This is a genomic window from Gemmatimonadota bacterium, assembly GCA_016719105.1.
GTDB lineage: Bacteria > Gemmatimonadota > Gemmatimonadetes > Gemmatimonadales > Gemmatimonadaceae > SCN-70-22.
Genome location: JADKAQ010000016.1, coordinates 15,242 through 31,851, shown reverse-complemented (window position 1 = coordinate 31,851; position 16,610 = coordinate 15,242). Strand labels below are relative to the sequence as shown.

Annotated in this window: 12 protein-coding genes and 1 pseudogene; 2 read left to right on the top strand and 11 right to left on the bottom strand. The window is 65.7% G+C overall.

Features of this window, described 5'->3' with window-relative positions:
• Positions 1-9 precede the first annotated feature (9 nt).
• The 6 genes from IPN47_16240 to IPN47_16215 all read right to left on the bottom strand — a co-directional run bounded on the left by IPN47_16240 (position 10) and on the right by IPN47_16215 (position 5,873).
• Complete coding sequence (locus IPN47_16240) at positions 10-1,155, bottom strand: ankyrin repeat domain-containing protein (GenBank protein ID MBK9409562.1); 1,146 nt, start codon at positions 1,153-1,155, stop codon at positions 10-12.
• The gene (locus tag IPN47_16235; protein MBK9409561.1) at positions 1,094-1,819 is read right to left on the bottom strand and encodes an ankyrin repeat domain-containing protein; all 726 of its coding nucleotides are present in this window, start codon (positions 1,817-1,819) and stop codon (positions 1,094-1,096) included. The genes IPN47_16240 and IPN47_16235 overlap by 62 nt, the downstream gene beginning before the upstream one ends.
• A gap of 163 nt (positions 1,820-1,982) precedes the next feature.
• Entirely contained in the window at positions 1,983-3,323 is a 1,341-nt protein-coding gene (locus tag IPN47_16230) for a DUF1552 domain-containing protein (GenBank protein MBK9409560.1), read from the bottom strand.
• Positions 3,324-3,403: 80 nt separating this feature from the next.
• Complete coding sequence (locus tag IPN47_16225) at positions 3,404-4,438, bottom strand: DUF1592 domain-containing protein (GenBank protein MBK9409559.1); 1,035 nt, start codon at positions 4,436-4,438, stop codon at positions 3,404-3,406.
• Positions 4,384-4,977, bottom strand: coding sequence for a DUF1595 domain-containing protein (locus IPN47_16220; protein MBK9409558.1), 594 nt, complete (start codon positions 4,975-4,977; stop codon positions 4,384-4,386). Before IPN47_16220 ends, IPN47_16225 begins: the two co-directional genes overlap by 55 nt.
• Entirely contained in the window at positions 4,887-5,873 is a 987-nt protein-coding gene (locus IPN47_16215; protein MBK9409557.1) for a DUF1587 domain-containing protein, read from the bottom strand. The genes IPN47_16220 and IPN47_16215 overlap by 91 nt, the downstream gene beginning before the upstream one ends.
• Before the next feature lie 471 nt (positions 5,874-6,344).
• On the opposite strand from IPN47_16215, the gene IPN47_16210 reads away from it, so the two are divergent.
• A complete protein-coding gene (locus IPN47_16210) occupies positions 6,345-7,091 on the top strand; it encodes a hypothetical protein (GenBank protein MBK9409556.1) in 747 nt (248 codons plus the stop codon).
• A 77-nt stretch (positions 7,092-7,168) separates the two neighbouring features.
• Positions 7,169-8,798: pseudogene (locus tag IPN47_16205) on the top strand (alpha-D-glucose phosphate-specific phosphoglucomutase).
• Between the two features lie 344 nt (positions 8,799-9,142).
• On the opposite strand, the gene IPN47_16200 reads toward IPN47_16205, so the two are convergent.
• From IPN47_16200 to IPN47_16180, 5 genes are all read right to left on the bottom strand, one after another.
• Entirely contained in the window at positions 9,143-12,283 is a 3,141-nt protein-coding gene (locus IPN47_16200) for a DEAD/DEAH box helicase (protein MBK9409555.1), read from the bottom strand.
• A 167-nt stretch (positions 12,284-12,450) separates the two neighbouring features.
• Positions 12,451-13,809: a hypothetical protein gene (locus tag IPN47_16195; GenBank protein ID MBK9409554.1), complete on the bottom strand. Its 1,359-nt coding sequence runs from the start codon at positions 13,807-13,809 to the stop codon at positions 12,451-12,453.
• Positions 13,810-13,851: 42 nt separating this feature from the next.
• Entirely contained in the window at positions 13,852-14,565 is a 714-nt protein-coding gene (locus IPN47_16190) for a hypothetical protein (GenBank protein ID MBK9409553.1), read from the bottom strand.
• Positions 14,562-15,170 carry a hypothetical protein gene (locus IPN47_16185; GenBank protein ID MBK9409552.1) on the bottom strand — a complete coding sequence of 203 codons (609 nt, stop codon included), beginning with the start codon at positions 15,168-15,170 and terminating at the stop codon, positions 14,562-14,564. The genes IPN47_16190 and IPN47_16185 overlap by 4 nt, the downstream gene beginning before the upstream one ends.
• Positions 15,130-16,536 (bottom strand): hypothetical protein, encoded by a 1,407-nt coding sequence (locus IPN47_16180; GenBank protein ID MBK9409551.1) that lies wholly within the window; start codon positions 16,534-16,536, stop codon positions 15,130-15,132. Before IPN47_16180 ends, IPN47_16185 begins: the two co-directional genes overlap by 41 nt.
• Positions 16,537-16,610 lie beyond the last annotated feature (74 nt).

Genomic DNA, 16,610 nt, shown 5'->3' with positions numbered 1-16,610 from the left:
GGCCAGTCGTCAGCACGACTTGCACTTGTTGGAGTTCTTCGACCCGAGCTTCTCGAGGAGCTTCACCGTCTCCACGAACGGGGGGATGCGCTGCACCGGACCGTTGGCCATGTCGGCCACCGTCTGGCCGCGCCGCGCGACCGCGTGAATGTCGGCTCCCTTGGAGAGCAGGTATTCGATGAGCGCGTTGTCGCCGCGTGCCGCCGCGTGGTGCAGCGGGGTGAAGCCATTGTGGTCGCGCGCGTTGACGTCGGCCCCCACCGCCTCGATGAGGTACTTCACCGCCGGGATCCACGCGTCGGGCGCATGGCGGTGCGAGTTGGCGGCGTAGCCTTCGCCGTAGCCCACGCCGGAGGCCGCGTGAATCGGGAAGACCCCCGGCCCCCCCACGGGAATGGGCGGCAGCCCAGACTCGTCCTTCGGCGCCGCCCCTTCGGCCGGCGGGGCGTCGTCGCCACGCAGGCGGCCGGCGGGCTTCTTCGTTGCGACTTTGGGATCGGCGCCGTTGGCCAGCAGGAGCTTCATCGCCGGGATGTCGAGCCCGTACGCCGCGCGCCAGAACGGCGTCGCCCCCTCGCTGTTCACGCCTAACAAGTCGAAGTTGTAGGACATGAACCAGAGGTGCTTGTTGAGGCGGGCGTTGACGTCGGCCCCGCCCTTGATCAGCGCCTCCATCAGGGCGAGGTGCCCCGTCTCCTGTTGCAGCTGTGCCGTGGGCTGCGGGTAGAGCGACTTGGGGGCCCACTGCACGTTGATGGTCGCGTACAGCGGCGTCGTCCCGGCGTCGCTCGCCAGCGTGGGCTTGGCCCCCTTCCCCAGCAGGACCATCGCCAGGTCGAACTGCCCGTTGATCGTGGCCATCAGGAGGGGCGACGTGTGGTCCCCCGCGCTCACCTGGTTCACGTCGGCCCCCGCCGCGAGCAGCGCCAGCACCGATGCGCTGTGCCCCTGCCGCACGGCGAACAGCAGCGGAGTGAGCCCGCCAGACTTCCCGACGAGTTCTCCGTACGACAGCGACCGGTTCTCCGCCGCGAGGCGCGCCGAATCGGCCGGCGTGCGCTTGACGGTGTCGGCGGCGGTCCTGGAAGCGGCGTTAGGCGCCGCCGTCGCGGTGCTCGCGGCAGGTGCGGTGGAACGCGTCGCGCCTTGGGGCATCGGCCGCCGGGTTCGCTGCCCCGTTGGCGGCCGCTGGCGTCGTCGCTGTCACCGTCCCCGCCGGCCGCGGCGGCTGCTCCGCCGCCTTGAGCGCCGCCACCTTGCGCGTGCGCAGCGTCAGCGCCGCACGTGCCGCCTTTTCCTCCGCCGCCATGTCGGTGACCTTGGACGTCGCCTTGAGGTCGGCGCCGCCCGCGAGGAGGGCGCGCATCGCCTCCACCCGGTTCGCCGCCGCCGCCCACATGAGCGGCGTCTGCCCGAAGGCGCTCTCCCGAATGTCGACCGTCGCCTTGTGCGACAGCAGCACGCGAATGACCGCCGTGTCGCCGATCTCCGCGGCCAGGTGCAACGGCGTGGCACCACCACTGGCAGTCGCGACGTTCACGTCGCCCCCCGCCTCGACGAGCGCCGCCACGGTGGCAGCCCGCCCGCCCTTGGCCGCCAAGTGCAGCGGCGCATAACTCCCGTTGCGCGTCACGGCATCGAGGCGCGCGCCGGCGCTGATGAGCATCCGAGCCTGCGACGCATCACCATGCATCGCCGCCCAGTGCAGCGCCGTCATCCCATCGCCCTGCGCCGCATTGACGTCGGCCCCTTCCCGGATGAGCGCCCGCACCCGCAACGAGTCCCGCCGCATGGCCGCGTCGGCGACCGGCGCCTCCACGGACGCCAACGCGCGCGCCCACGCAACTCCCCCCGTGTTCTCCCGCCCCTCTGTGTTCTCTGTGGTCAACGCCGTGCTCAACGCAGAGAGCCCCCCGGACGCCAATCCCAAAGCGCCGAGTGCCGCCACCACGCCAATGGCGCCGACCCCCGCCACCCCGCGCCTACGCATGCGTCCTCAGATTGAGCGCCCCCGTGGAATCGCCAAACTCCTTGAGGTCGTCCATGCCGAGCGAGTGCATCATCGTCAGCATCGCATTCGCCATGGGCGTTCCGTCAGGCGCAACAATGTGCTGGTTCCCGGCGAGCTGCCCGTTCGCCTTCCCGAGCACGATCAGGGGGCAACGCCGATGGTTGTGCAGGTTCGAGTCGCCCATCGGCGACCCGTAGATGATCATCGTCTTGTCCAACATGTTCGACTCGCCCTCCTGGATGCTCTTGAGCTTGTCCAGGAAGTAGGGGAGCATCGCCACGTGGTACTTGTTGATCATGTGGAAGTCCTTCACCCCGCGCTCCGTCCCCCCGTGGTGCGACGCCGGGTGGAAGGGCTTGTCGGTCCCGCTCTCCGGATACGTCCGCGACGACCCGTCCCGCCCCATCTTGAACGAGAAGACCCGCGTGATATCCGCCGCGAAGGCCAGCGCCTGGATGTCGAACATCAGCTGCACGTGCTCGGCGAACGAATCGGGGACGCCGGCCGGCGCCTCGGGGAGCTCGCGCACCTCGCCCGACGTGTTGCGCGCCTCGATGCGCTGGATGCGGCGCTCCACCTCGCGAATGTCCTCGAGGTAGCGATCCAGGCGGTGGTTGTCGTCGGGGCCAAGCATGCGCTGCAGCGACGACATCTCGCTCGCGACGAAGTCCAGGATCGAGCGGCGCGAGCGGCGGCGCGTGGCACGCTCCTCGCTCGTCCCGCCCACGCCAAAGAGCTTCTCGAACGCCACCCGCGGGTCGCGAATGACGGGGAGCGGTTCGGTCGCCGATGCCCACGAGATCGAGTCGGTGTACACGCAGGCGTAGCCATACGCGCACCCTCCCGCCTGGTCCACGTTCTCGATGCAGAGCTGCATCGACGGGATCGGCGTGTCCTGCCCGAAGCGCTGCGCGTACAGCTGGTCGAGCGATGTTCCCACGCGCACGTCCGACCCTTCGGTCTGGCGCGGGTGCATGTGCGTGAGGAAGACCGCACTGGAGCGGAAGTGATCGCCCCCGATCTCCTTGGGGATCACCGGCTCCGCCTGCCGCACGTCGGTGTTGGAGACGATGGTCAGGTAGTCGCGGTACTTCTCCAGCGAGTGCAGGGCGGTGGGGGCGAGGTCGAACCCCTTCCCCGCCGCGGCGGGCGACCAGAGGTTGAGCTTGGCCCCCAGCTCGTTGCACCCGGCGGCGCCGTGCACCATCTCGATCGCCACCAGGCGCGTGCGGTCGGCCGCCGCCTTCCCCCGCAGCGCGCGCCCCGTCGGGACCATCGCGTCGAGGAACGGGAGCGCCACCGTGGCGCCCATGCTGTGCAGAAACGTCCGGCGCGGAAGGGGCTTGGCCGTAAGGGATCGAAACACGTCAGCGTCTCCGCTCGTGAGAGAGGTCAGTCGTTGGTCTTGACGGCGGCGTTGGCCACCGACACGCGCTTGGCACGGAACGCTTCGCTCGCGACCACGCCGCTCACGAAGTCCGCAAAGCGATACCCCTTGGCCGCCGCGTCGCTGGAGATGCGACGAATCGCCGGCATGTCGTAGTACTCCATCCGACGCCCGGTGGCGTAGGCCATCAGGTTGAGCGTGAAGGTCCGCACCAGCGGCGTGGGGCGCTTCATGAGCGCACGTTGCAGCTGGCTGGGGGTCGAGACCGGCGTCCCGTCGTAGAAGTCGCCGCGCGTATCGAGGGGCATCCCATTCTCACGAATGCGCCAGCGCCCCGTGACGTCGAAGTTGTCCAGCGCCAGCCCGATCGGGTCCATGAACATGTGACACGACTTGCACGTCGCATTGGCGCGGTGCATCTCCATCCGCTCGCGCGTGGTCAGCATCCGCCCTTCCTTGGCGTCCTTTGTCTCCTCGAGGTCGGGGACCCCGGGCGGCGGCGGCGGCGGCGGCGAGCCTAACAAGACCTCCATCACCCACTTGCCGCGCAGCACCGGCGAGGTGCGGTTGGCCACCGACGTGAGCGTCAGCACGCTCGCGTGTCCCAGGATCCCGGCGCGCTTGTCGTCGGTGTACTGCACGCGGCGAAACTCGGGGCCGGTCACACCGGCGATGCCGTAGTGCCCGGCCAGCGACTCGTTGAGGTACGTGTAGTTGGCCGTGTACAGGTCGAGGACGCTCTTGTTCTCGCGCACGATCTGCGCAAAGAACGTCTCCGTCTCGCGCCGCATGTCGTCCGCCAACTGCTGGTGATAGTCGGGGAACTGCAGCGCATCGGGGTGCACCTTGTCCAGGTCCTGCAGTCGCAGCCACTGCGCGGCAAAGCGCGTGGCCAGCGCTTCGGAGCGCGGGTCGGCCAGCATGCGGCGCGCCTGCGCCTGCACCCCCGCCGTCGTCGACAGCGCCCCGCGCCTGGCGGCGGCGATCAGCGACGCATCGGGGGGCGTCCCCCACAGGAAGAACGAGAGGCGCGACGCCACGTCGAGGTCGGAGACGGCAAGCGATCGCCCGGCTTGGCCGTCGCCGGCTTCTCTTCCACGCGGAAGATGAAGTGAGGCGACGAGAGCAGCGCCTCGAGCGCGAAGCGCACCCCGCCCTCGAAGCCAGACTCCTTCGCCCCTTCATCGTAGAACTTGAGCACCCCCTGCACGTCGCTCGCCGCCAGCGGCCGGCGATAGGCCACCGAGCCTAACGAGGTGAGGATCTTCTGCGCACACGGGCGCGCCTCGGCCGCCGAAAGCGGGCGGCAGCTGAAGATCCGCTTCCGGCTCGGCGTGTCCGACACCCCCGTCGGGTGATATGGCCCCAGCACCACCAGCTCGCGCAGGTGCGGGAGGATCGTGATCCCGCCGTCGGCCCCGATCTGCGTGTCGGCGATCGAGTGCCCGATGGGGGCGATGAGGTCGTTGACCGGCCCCTCGAACGTCTTCACGAAGGCCGCCGAGATGCGATGCGGACCGGCGCGGACGCGAATGGGGGGCGACTTGAGCTCCATCCCGTTAGGGTCGGCCTGCGACATCCAGCGATCGACCTCGAGCACCGCCACGCGCTCGCCGTTGACCGCGATCTCGACCTTCTCGTCGATCGGGGCCGCCGAGCCGTAGAGCTGCCCGGTGGGGATGTTGTGCAGCGTGATGGCGAAGACGTACTCGCCGTCGGCGGGAAGTTGTGCGTGACCGCGGTCCCGCCGCGCGTCCCGAGCGGCGCCCCTCCACCATGCTCGAGCTGCGAAGCGAGGCGCGGGACCTTGTAGGTCGCGGAGGTGGGGCTGGCCTTGCGGTCGCCCACCGCGAGGCGCGCGATCTCGCTCGCGGCGTCGAGGTAGGCATCGAGCGTCGTGGCCGACGGCATCTGCACGTCGGCGATGTTGTCGAAGTTGGCCGATTTCGTATCGAGCGGGAGCCACTTTCCCGGGTCGATGTCGAGCGTGAGCAGCTCCTTGATGGACTGCGCGTACTCGGCCCGGTTGAGGCGCTGGAAGTTGCGCGACCCCGGCTCGGGCTTGAGGGCGGCGCGTGTATCGACCAGCCGTTCGAGCGTCGCCTGCAGCGTGGCCAGCGTGTCCCCCCCCGGCCGCGCGCGCCCCGGCGGCGGCATCATCCCCGCCTGCAGCTTCCCGATCATCTTCTCGGTCAGCTCGGCGTTCTGCGCCGCCTGGGCCACGTCGAACCCTTCGAGCACCAGGTTGCCGAGCTTCCGCGTCTGCGAGTGGCAGCCGGTGCAGGTCTTCTTGACGACACCGGTGAGCACCTCGGCGCCGATAGCCGTCGCCTTCGTGGTCGACTTCGCCGTGGCGTGCGGAAAGGTGCGGGCCCCGATCGGGCGGGCCGACAGCGCCTGCGCGTGGAGCGGTTGAGCCGGCCCTGCGACGAGCACCAGAAGTCCGGTTGCCGTCAGGGCAGCGAGTGCCTTCATCCGCGATCCTCCGAGGGGTTCGACCGCCGTATGCCCGAGCCGCGCTATTGTCGGCCGCGGGTAGCTGACTGGCAAGGGTAACGCGACGTATCGGACGCGCCAACTTTACATACAATTGGTTTCAGCGCGTAACGCCTTTCAACGGCGCGGTGGGACGAAACGTTGTCCCCTGCCGTCTCCCGTCTCCCGTCTCCCGTCCCGTCGCCCCATGCGTCGCCTCCTCCTGGTCGCCCCCTTCGTCACCGCCGCGGTCGCCGCTCCCCTCCATGCGCAGGGGGCACCGCACCTCAACCCGCTGGTCGACCTGCTCGCGGCAAGGAAGCCGGTCTTCGGGTTGTACGCGCCCAGCAACCGTCGTCCCCCGCCAGGCCGGGTACTCCGCCAGCGCCCGAGACGCCTCCCAAGTCGCCCGCCCAGCTCGCGGCCGACGCGCTCGCCCAGGGGGGGAGCGACTACATCTTCGACGGCGGGATGGAGCACGATTTCGATGCCGGCTACACGAGCTTCACCGAGTTCGCCAAGGGCTACTGGTCGGCCGAACCGTTCGCCAGCGGTGGCGAGCGCCGCCTGCGTCAGCCGCTGGTCGTGAAGACCCCCGAGATCGCCCCCGACCCGATCAAGGCGCGCGCACGCATCGCGCAGCAGCTCAACCTCGGCGTGAGCACCATCGTCTTCGTCGGGGTGGAGAGCGCCGAGGAGGTGAAGCAGGGGCTGGCGATGATGCGTCCCGCGGCGAGCGGCGGCACGCGTCCCGATGATGTCGGGGCCGCGCCCAAGCTGTGGGGGATGAGCGAGCAGGAGTACCGCGCCAGGGCCGACCTCTGGCCGCTCAACCCCAAGGGGGAGCTGGTCAACTGGAGCATCGTCGAGAGCAAGGCGGGGTTGGCGCGCATTCGGGAGATCGCCGCCGTGAAGGGAATCGGCGTGCTCTTCCCGGGGGCGGGGACGCTGCGCGGCGTCTTCACGACCACTGACGCTGCCGGCAAGCGCGTATTTGACGAAGCCGGGTGGGAGGCCGCGATCCAGTCCGTGCTCGCCGCCTGCAAGGAGTTCAACGTCGCCTGCGGCTATCCGGCCGGGCTGGGCGACATCGAGCTGCGGATGAAGCAGGGGTTCAGCGTCTTCGTGATCGGGTGGGGGGAGAACGGCTTCAAGACCGTGGAGCTGGGGCGCAAGGTGGCGGGGCGGCCGGCGACGAATGCGGAGGAGTGGCGTTAGTTTCTCTCGCGTCTTCGCCGGAATCGTGGACCCGAGCTGTCGCTGGGGTGCTCGCACGGCTCGCCTCTTCCCGACACATGCCTCGCACCGTCGCCACCACTCCTTTCGAAGGCCAGACCCCCGGCACCTCCGGGCTCCGCAAGAAGGTGACGGTCTTTCAGCAGCCGCACTATCTCGAGAATTTCGTCCAATCCACCTTCGACGCCGTGGCGCTCCCGCCGGGGGCAACGCTCGTCGTGGGGGGCGACGGTCGCTTCTATAACAAGGAGGCGATCCAGACCGTGCTGCGGATGGCCGCCGCCAACGGCGTCGGGCGCGTGATCGTCGGGCAGGACGGGCTCCTTTCGACCCCGGCGGCGTCGCACCTCATCCGCCTGCGCAAGGCCGATGGCGGGATCATCCTCTCCGCCAGCCACAACCCGGGCGGCCCCGACGGCGACTTCGGGATCAAGTTCAACATGTCCAACGGCGGCCCCGCACCCGAGAAGGTGACCGCCGCCATCGCCGACCGCACACGCAGCCTCACCGCGTATCGCCTGGTCGACGCCCCCGACATCCCGTTAGGCTCCCCGGGGACGTACACGTTGGGGGCGCTCACCGTGGAGGTCGTCGACCCCGTCGCCGACTACGCCGCGCTCATGGAGTCACTCTTCGACTTCCCCGCCATTCGGACGCTGCTGTCGAGCGGCAGCTTCCGCATGCGCTTCGACGCCATGCACGCCGTCACCGGGCCGTACGCCACCGAGATCCTCGAGCGTCGACTCGGCGCCCCGGCCGGCACCGTGATCAACGGAACCCCGCTCCCCGACTTCGGCGGTGGACACCCCGATCCCAACCTGACCTACGCGCACGACCTGGTGGAGGAGCTGTTCGGCGCCGACGCCCCCGACTTCGGCGCGGCCAGTGACGGCGACGGCGACCGCAACATGATCCTCGGGCGGCGCTTCTTCGTGAACCCGTCCGACTCGCTCGCCCTCCTCGCCGCCAACGCCACGCTGGCCCCCGGCTACCAGGACGGCATCGCCGGCGTCGCGCGCTCCATGCCTACCAGCGCCGCCAGCGACCGCGTGGCCCAGGCGTTAGGCATCGCCTCGTTCGAGACGCCGACCGGGTGGAAGTTCTTCGGCAACCTGCTCGATGCCGGCAAGGTCACCCTGTGTGGTGAGGAATCGTTCGGGACCGGCTCCAACCATGTGCGCGAGAAGGACGGGCTGTGGGCCGTGCTGTTCTGGCTCAACATCGTCGCCGCGCGGGGCGAATCGGTCGAGGCGATCGTGCGCGCACTGGAAGCGCTTCGGGCGCAACTACTACACGCGGCACGACTACGAGGAGGTCGACGCGGCTGCGGCCAAGGCGGTTGTCGAGTCGGCGCGGTCGAAGGGGCAGGCGCTGCTCGGTGCCGCGATCGCCGGCGACATCCTGGCGCAGGTGGATGACTTCTCGTACCTCGATCCCATCGACGGGAGCACGAGCGCCAACCAGGGGTTGCGCGTCATCTTTGCCAGCGGAGCGCGGATCGTGTTCCGGCTGTCGGGGACGGGAACGGCTGGGGCGACGTTGCGGCTGTATGTGGAGTCGTATGAGGCGGATGCCGGACGGCAGGACCGGGATGCGCAGGAGGCGTTGGGGGGCTACATCGCGGCAGCGTTGGAGTTGTCGCGGTTGAAGGAGTTGACGGGGCGGGAGGGGCCGACGGTGGTGACGTGACGTTGGACTACCAGGAGGCCTCTCCTCCGTCGGCCGAGAGCATTCCGAGGTGCGCCTGCGCTTCTGCGCGAGATCTTCGGACGCGCATCCCCTAAAGGATGCGGCGCCACGCCCGGCGCGCTTTAATGATGGCGGCGTGAGTTCGACAAAGAGCATTTATGACATGCGCGATTCTACCACCGACATGGAGTACGCGCCTGTGCTCGCGCCCCACCCCAGCTCCGACGCTCCGTCGGAGGCTGGAGGTCGCACCGCTGACCCATCAAGATTTGCACAGCGCAAGCGTTTCGGTGGAAATCTCGCGCGCGAGTGCCAACGCCTTGCTTCTTCCGATGTGCATCACCCTAGCGAATCGCTCTGCGCGCCAATTCGATGACCATCGCTGGGTTGTCGATCTCTCGCGTTCGCTCTGCCCTTGCATCGCCGTCCGTGACCGAATGAACGACCGACAGCGCCTCCGCGCGTCGCACAATTGCACCCGGTAGAAGCGCGCTCCACCTCACCGCTGCACTAATCTGCGCTGGATTGGAGGGCCAAACCAAGACGGAGCGACCATACACAAACAGCGCGGCTGCACCTGCATGACCCACACCAGCAACCAGAAGCGGTACGGCACCCTCCCTCCTGTGCCAAGCCGCGAGAGCAGCCGCAACGTCGGAAGGTGGCGTTGACCGATCTCCCTCGGCGAGTGATCCTCCCGCCAAACTGCTCGCCAGTTCCGTAGCCAATTCACCTTCGCCGGCCTCGGGATGCAGGAAGTCTCGCGCGAGCGCCCTGCGTCGCATAATGAGGCTGTGCAGTGCTTCGTCGAATGTCCCCCCGGGCAGAGCATCCTCTGGAGCACGGAGAATGGGGTAGTAGACCGTCACTGGTTTTGCCTGGCCGATCCGATACGCTCGATCTGTCGCTTGGCCTTCCACGGCAGGGTTCCACCATCGGCCATAGTGAATCACGTGATTCGCCGCAGTAATGGTCAGACCAACACCGGCCACGAACGGAGAAAGGACGATTGCCCCAAAGCCATCTGACTTCTCAAAACGATCCAGCAGTCGTCGCCTGTGCGCGCCGGTGGAGCTGCCTGCCGCAGCGCGCCCTGTCTCTCCGTTGATGATCGAAACGTCTATGCCGAACTTCTTGCCGATGACGTAGGACAGCATCTGCTGGATCGGGACGCGCAGGGCGAAGATCAGAACCTTCTCCCGGGCGGCCGCGATCTCGCGAAGTACGCGAACGAGTTCGCGGAGCTTGACGGAGGTCGACACGAGATCGTCTGCTGACGAAAGCGATAGGCTTCCTCCTCCAAACAGCGGGTGCTGACTGCGCGCCGCCAATTCCTGTAGAACTCCGAGCGACCGTCGCCCTGCACCAGCGCCGAGATCGCGAATGAGCCGCTGCTCGTGCTCCAGTTCCAGCGGTCCCATACGACAGTTAAGGATGCGCTCGTACTTCGGCGGCAGGTCCGTAAGCTCTTCCTTCCCGCGCCGCAGGAGGAAAGTGTTTGGTCGTCCGACAAGGAGTTCGCGGCGAAGCTCGGCTAGGACCGTACTCTCGGCCGCTGATTCGCTGACGAGAGGTGTTTCAAATCGGCGCGTAAACTCGCGAGCAGAACCGAGGAGCCCTGGTTGCACGGCATCCATGATGTTCCACAGGTCGAGGAGTCGCGTCTCCACCGGTGTCCCGGTGGCGGCGACCTGAAACGGTGGCTGCAGCGCTTTGATCGCATGACTCTTCTTCGTGCGCATCGCCTTGTATCCCTGCGCCTCGTCCGTCACTACCATGCTCCAGATCGGGCGACCGTCAACCTGCTGCGCAAGTGAGTGCTGGTAGTTGACGACTGTTTCGTATGTCGTGATCACGACACGAAACCCCATCAGCTTCTTCGGAGCCCGACGCACCCGACCGAGCGGATCTGGCACGTCTGAATCGAGCTGTACTTCGGCGATGCCATGTCCGTGGAGCACGTGCCATGGACGAAAGACGGCTCCGTGCCAGCGAAAGCGCTGCTCCATCTCGCGCGTCCACGTGCCCGTGTCGACGAGCATGAGCGGCGCCACTATCAGAATCGGACGGAAGGGTCCGTCGCGTCCTGTGTTCGCCGAGTCGTCCGTACGTCCGTGTTCAATGGCGGAGGCCAGGAAAGTCAGCACTTGAAGCGTCTTGCCCAAACCCATGTCGTCCGCGAGCAGCACCCCGGTACGACCTGGGATAGATGCGCAACGTGCCAGCCACTGCACGCCGGAGAGCTGGTGCGACTTGAGATCGACGCTTTCCTCGAGAGCCGCTGGAAGCGAATCTTCCACTACCGCGACGTCGCCTTTGGCCGACGCGAGGTCGCCCAAGTCAAACGTGTCACCCTCCTCCTCGTTCTCGCGAATGAGGAGGTATGCTCGTTCCGTCGCTCGCTTCCGCGCTGCGCCAGACGAGAGACTTGCTAGGAGCTCGGCGTCGAGTCGGACGCGATGTCCCTCGATCTGAGCGGAGGTATCTCCTCGGGCAAGTGCCGCAGCCACCGCTTCGTGCATCGCTTCGCGTGAGCCGTCGGACCATAGTGGAAGCACAACTCGCTCGCCTTCGTCAGTCTCCGCCTCGACCGAATCTGGCGGCGTCCGTGAGGCGCGTTCCTCCGGCGACGTCGTCGATTGCTCGCGGGGGCCCGCGAGCCGACCAACGACACCGCCGGAAGCGGGGTCGATCGGAGACGGACCAAAATCGATTGGACCGATTCCCGTGACTCGCGCCCCATAATGAAGCTCAACGTCGCCGAGTACTCCGTCGAACACCTCCTCCGGTTGCGTCGCGAGCTTCTTCGCCGCTTCACCACGGCGCGCGGTGACCGACTTCATTCGTCGAAGAACTTCTCGCTGGCGATCCGAGAGCAGGACCCGAACTCGCGATCCATCTGGCCGCGAGATCGAGTAGACCTCCTGAACATCTCGATTGTTGAAGAACGCGGTGCGGAACTCATCGCCCGCGAGCTCGGGAATGCGTGGGGCGAAGCTCAGTGTCGCGTCGGGGTGCCACACCATTTCGAGCGCAACCGCGGATGGCACCACCACCGTGTTCGCTCGAAGAGCGGCGTCGAGCTCCACACCGAGTCGCTCTGCCTCCATTCGTACGCTCCCGAATGTCGACCAGGCAGCGCTTCGCGTACGCTCCGATGGCGGCGTCGCGTTGAAGCGCTCCATCGCTTCCACGATCGCTGCTGTTCTCGGCTCCAGACGGAAGATCTGATTGCGAGGTGGCCACCGCACGTACGCCCCCGCGCGCTCAAGCGGGACCGCATCGGCACCGAGGTGCCAACCCACACGGTAACTGAACCCGGCAGTCGCTAGATCGCCCGATCGATCTATCGTAAGCAGGAACGGGGCTACTGGTGCCCACCTCGTGACGAGCGTTCTGTCCTCAACGAGGAATCGGAGGACGACGTCAAACGGGACAATCACCTCGTCGCCGTCGAGGTCGAGGCTGTCCGACTCAGCGAGCATCGCGAGGTCCATCGCGCATTCGGCTCCGCCGGCAGCTGCGAGGGCTAACTCGGGCCACGCGCTCGGTGACATGAGGTCAGCGGAGCTGAGCCCCCCGGCGAAAACCCGAATGCCATCGTCGGCCGCACGAAGGTGCACAGGGCCGAGCGAGCCCAGTTCGAAGTTCGTCATCGAAGCAAGAGACTGAGTGCGCTACTAAATCGATCCTGCCAGCCGGTCGTGTGCCAATCCCAATGGGCCGACAGGCCGCGAGGGGGGCGAATCTCGGTGGACTTGTTCTTCAAGTCTCGCGATAGGTCGTACAACGGACGGTGTAGCCCCCCCACTCGTTTGTCGAATGCCTCGCCGTGGTGGAAGTAGGCCGCGTTCCCGACCTGGCTAAATTCGATGGCGATGAGATCGCCCGTCGCCGTACTGAATCGAAGAAGGAAAGCACTGACATCGTCTGCGCCGCCGCTCACACGACTGAATGCCGCGTCCTTCGGGAGCACGCCGCGCGAACGAAGGAAGAGAAGATCTCTGGTTGAGAGTGCCACACAGGAGTTCACCATTCGCGGGTGCTCCAGCCACGCGTTCCAGAACGCTTGACGGCCATGCGGATCTGGGGTGTTCTCCATGACCGTTTCGAAGAAGAACCGGAGGTCCTCCTTGGCGAGCCATTGGACGAAGCGACGCACCGCCGTCTTCGCGACTAGCGACCACTTGCTGCTGTTGGCAGGCTTGCGAGGATCGCCGAATTGCGCGCCGCCGAGCACCGTGCTTCGCAGGAACGCAATCAATTCGCTCTCATGATCGTTCACACTTTCGATGGCTGCCGTGAGTGCCTCGGCGCGCACCGGCCCCTCAGTGCCGGTGCCCTTAATAAGCACTGCAAAACCGTACTCAAGCAGAGTTCGACGATCGGAGAGTGTACGGGCGCGTCGTAGTCGCTCGACCCACTTGAAGAGGACGCTATCCCTCACCGCTTCGAGCAGCGCGCCATCCTTAGCCAGGTGCAGGACTTCCGGAGACGCCGCCGGATCGATGCGCTCGCGCACCACAAAGTCGGCAATCTCGTTTCCCGCGTTGGATCCGATGAAGCCGCGCTGGTCACGAAAGACTCTAGCTTTGACCGAGCATTGCTCGTGTGCCCCGAGCGCGTCACGAAGCGTTGCGCCGATTCTCTCCGCGAGCTGCGGTGTCCATCCTGTGTCGTAGGCTTCAAGCAGCCGCTCAGCGAGTGTTCGCGAGCTCTTCAGAATCTCGGATTGTCGCAGACCGTCCCAGAAAGCGTCCTGCATGAGCGACGACGCGTCGGAAGTCAGCACGCGAATGGCTCGACGCGATAGGGCGCTGAAATCTGGCGATACCCGCTCCCAGTCGCGCTGAGCGCGTTGCCGTACATCCACAGCCGGCGCAACGACTGGGCGACCACTCACCCTCGCCTCGAGAGCGCGTACTGCTTCGGCGAGGCCTTCAACCCGGGTTTCGGTCCGCCACCGACTCGAAGGATCATCCGACGCGAGCGTCGCCTGATAGGCCACCATTCGAGACATCGCCGCGGAGAGCTTCTCAAACACTGTTCGCTCTCACCGTGCTGCTGCAGGCAGGGCGTCCTGCACTCCGCCAACGACCGACTCCACGCGCGCAGTCTTCAGACGAATGCGAAGGATCACGCGACGCTGCGCCGCAGACGTTCTTGTCAAACCAGTCCCGCTCAGCAATTGCTCCTGCCCTCGACCGGTCGCGGACGCAAGGCCGACGAAACAGTCGAAGACCTTGGTTCTTCGCCCGTCTCCACTATCGCGCGGCGTCAGCAGTGCATTGGTCGCTACAGTAACAAACTCCATGGAGCGCCGCTGGCTAAGCGCCAAGTTGTACAGGCGGCCACCGGCCTCCGTGCTGTCCGCTGGTTTCGTCGCGTCGGTGTGTCCTTCCACTACGACCGTTTCTAGAAGCGGGCGGTACGAATCATTGCACAAAGTGTCGGCGAGTACCGGCATCAAGCGCTGCACGATCGACCGACCCAGCGGCAGGAGCGCTGACTTATCGACGCCGAAGAACGCCGAATCAGGTAGAATGACAACTACGGACGATGAGTCTTCGCGGACACTGCTCTCAGGAACGCCAGCAGCCGTAAGCGATCCTTGCAGCGCCTTCACCACGCTAACGCGAACATCCTTCGCTGTGCCGACCTCTCGATTGATGAAAACGACCGTGAGCAAAACAAAGATTACCGCCAGGGATGTCATCAGATCGGTAAACGACGCGCCGAGGCCACCTCTCTCCTCGTCTTCAGTCACTTCTTGTCCCTGTCGCGAAGTGCCTGCCGGAGTTGGTCCAGTACGCCGCTAAGTTCCGAGACCTGCTCAGACAACTCGGTAGTCGCACTGAACAGCGAGTTGCTCACCTTGGGCACCTCCTTATTTACTGTGCGGAGAATCGCTTCGAAGTTCTGCTCTAGTGATCGGTTGTGCTGCTGCAACCGTTCCGTCACGACCCCAAGTACCGCAGAGAGCTGTTCGTCCAGACCATCGAAGATGGTGTGCACTTGCTGAAGAGTCGCCGCCTGACGCTCCAACGTTTCCTGCTGGCGCCTAGCAAGAGCGTCGAGTTGCGAAATCGACTCCCCGGCTTTGCCCATGGTTCCGCGCATCGCCTCCTGCGCCTCACGAGCGCTCGCCGCTGCGCCTGCGAGTGCCACGCTGCTCATTCGCAAATCAGCTGAGACGTGCTCGTACTGCTTGAGCACGGCACCACTATGGTCAATCGTCTCCCGAACTGTTCGTTGTGCCGCGCCGAGGGAATCCCCAGCTCCCTCCATGCGTTCCAAAGCGCTCTCAAGCCGGCTGGCGAGCAGTGCTGCGTCAGACTCGGTCAGCTTCGCCGCCGCTGTCGCGCTCTCCATGACCGAAGTGGACGCCGTAGTGGCGTTGGCCGTCGCGTCCGCAACGGCCGTCGAGTTGCTCACTCAGCTGCCCGAGCTGTATCTGCATGTTCCCAACCGACTCGGCCAGCAGTCGATGGATTCGTTCCGCGCTGCCAGTCGCCGAATCATTCAACCGCAGCAATAGCTGCTCCACCAGGGTATTGAGCGCCTCCGCGCGCTGGGTGCCGTTGGTCAACTGCTCCTCAGTCGCCCGCCGAGCTTCGAGTACGACCTGATCAAGCGACTCGCGCATCTGGGTGAAGCTTGAGTTCAGTCCGCTCAAGACTTCGGCGCTGGCGCCGAGGGCTTTGGCGGCGCTGTCGAACTCGCTAGAAGCCGATCCAGAAAGCGACGCCGTGAAGTCGCGCCCCATCTGCTCCATGGACGTGCGGAGCGTCGTCTCGATACCGGCCGCCAGCATTCGGAATTCGCCAACCACCGATTCCTGCTTCTGCCCCTCCAGACGTTGAATGGCCCCGCGCATACTGTCCATTGACTCAGATAGTCGTGCGAGAGTCGGTTCGAGTTCGCCGCGGACGTTCTCGGCGAACGCAGGGAGCAAGCTCGTAGAGAATACAGACGCGAAGCGATCGACTACCTCGCTCGAAATAGTTGAAATTGACACTGTGCGCTGAAGCGCGTCATGCTGCAGATCGCGCAGCAGCACGATCTGCGAAAGCTGCGGCAATAGCCTGTCGACATCGCGATAGATCGCGTGTTGGAGTGCGCGAATGCGACGGAACCAACCGATCTCCAAGGATGAAAGGACGATTGCACAGAATATCGCGACAATCGAGGTGAGAAATTTTCCGGCCAGATTTTCGATTAGGGTGTCAATGTTCGTCACTTGAAGGTTTACGACCTTCAGAGGGAGTAGTCCATTCAGAATGGCGATGAACGTTCCCAGCAGTCCTGCGGACGTTAAGAGGCCAGGGAGGGCGCGAGCGAGGCGCACATTCATCGTGTTCTCGACAAGAACCGATTCTCCGAGCAACTCTTCGACCGGGCGATCCAGGAAGTACCCCGCCTCTGAACGCGGGCCAGCGTAAGAGAGAAGGCCATGCTCAATCCGCTGCCACCACTCCTGCGTCACGGAGGATTGCTTCGTGACCAGTTCTCTGACTTCGTCGATCGCGCCAAGCGTCAAGCCGCGCAGTCGAACGTCCGCGGGCGTGCGCTTCGCCAGACCGTCCACGAATTGCTGGAATCGCGCGAGTGCCCACCTGGTTCTCCTTTGCTCTAGGAATACTCGAAAGCCCAATACGATCGCCGCGAGCAGCAGTATCACGGCGTAAACGAACACGAACGGATCGAGCTTGTCGTAGAACGCAATCAAGGAAGTCATCTGCTCACGTCACCGTATTGCATAATCCCATCCTCGGCTGGTTTCGCGCTCTGTTCTATTGGCAGCGGAGGGCG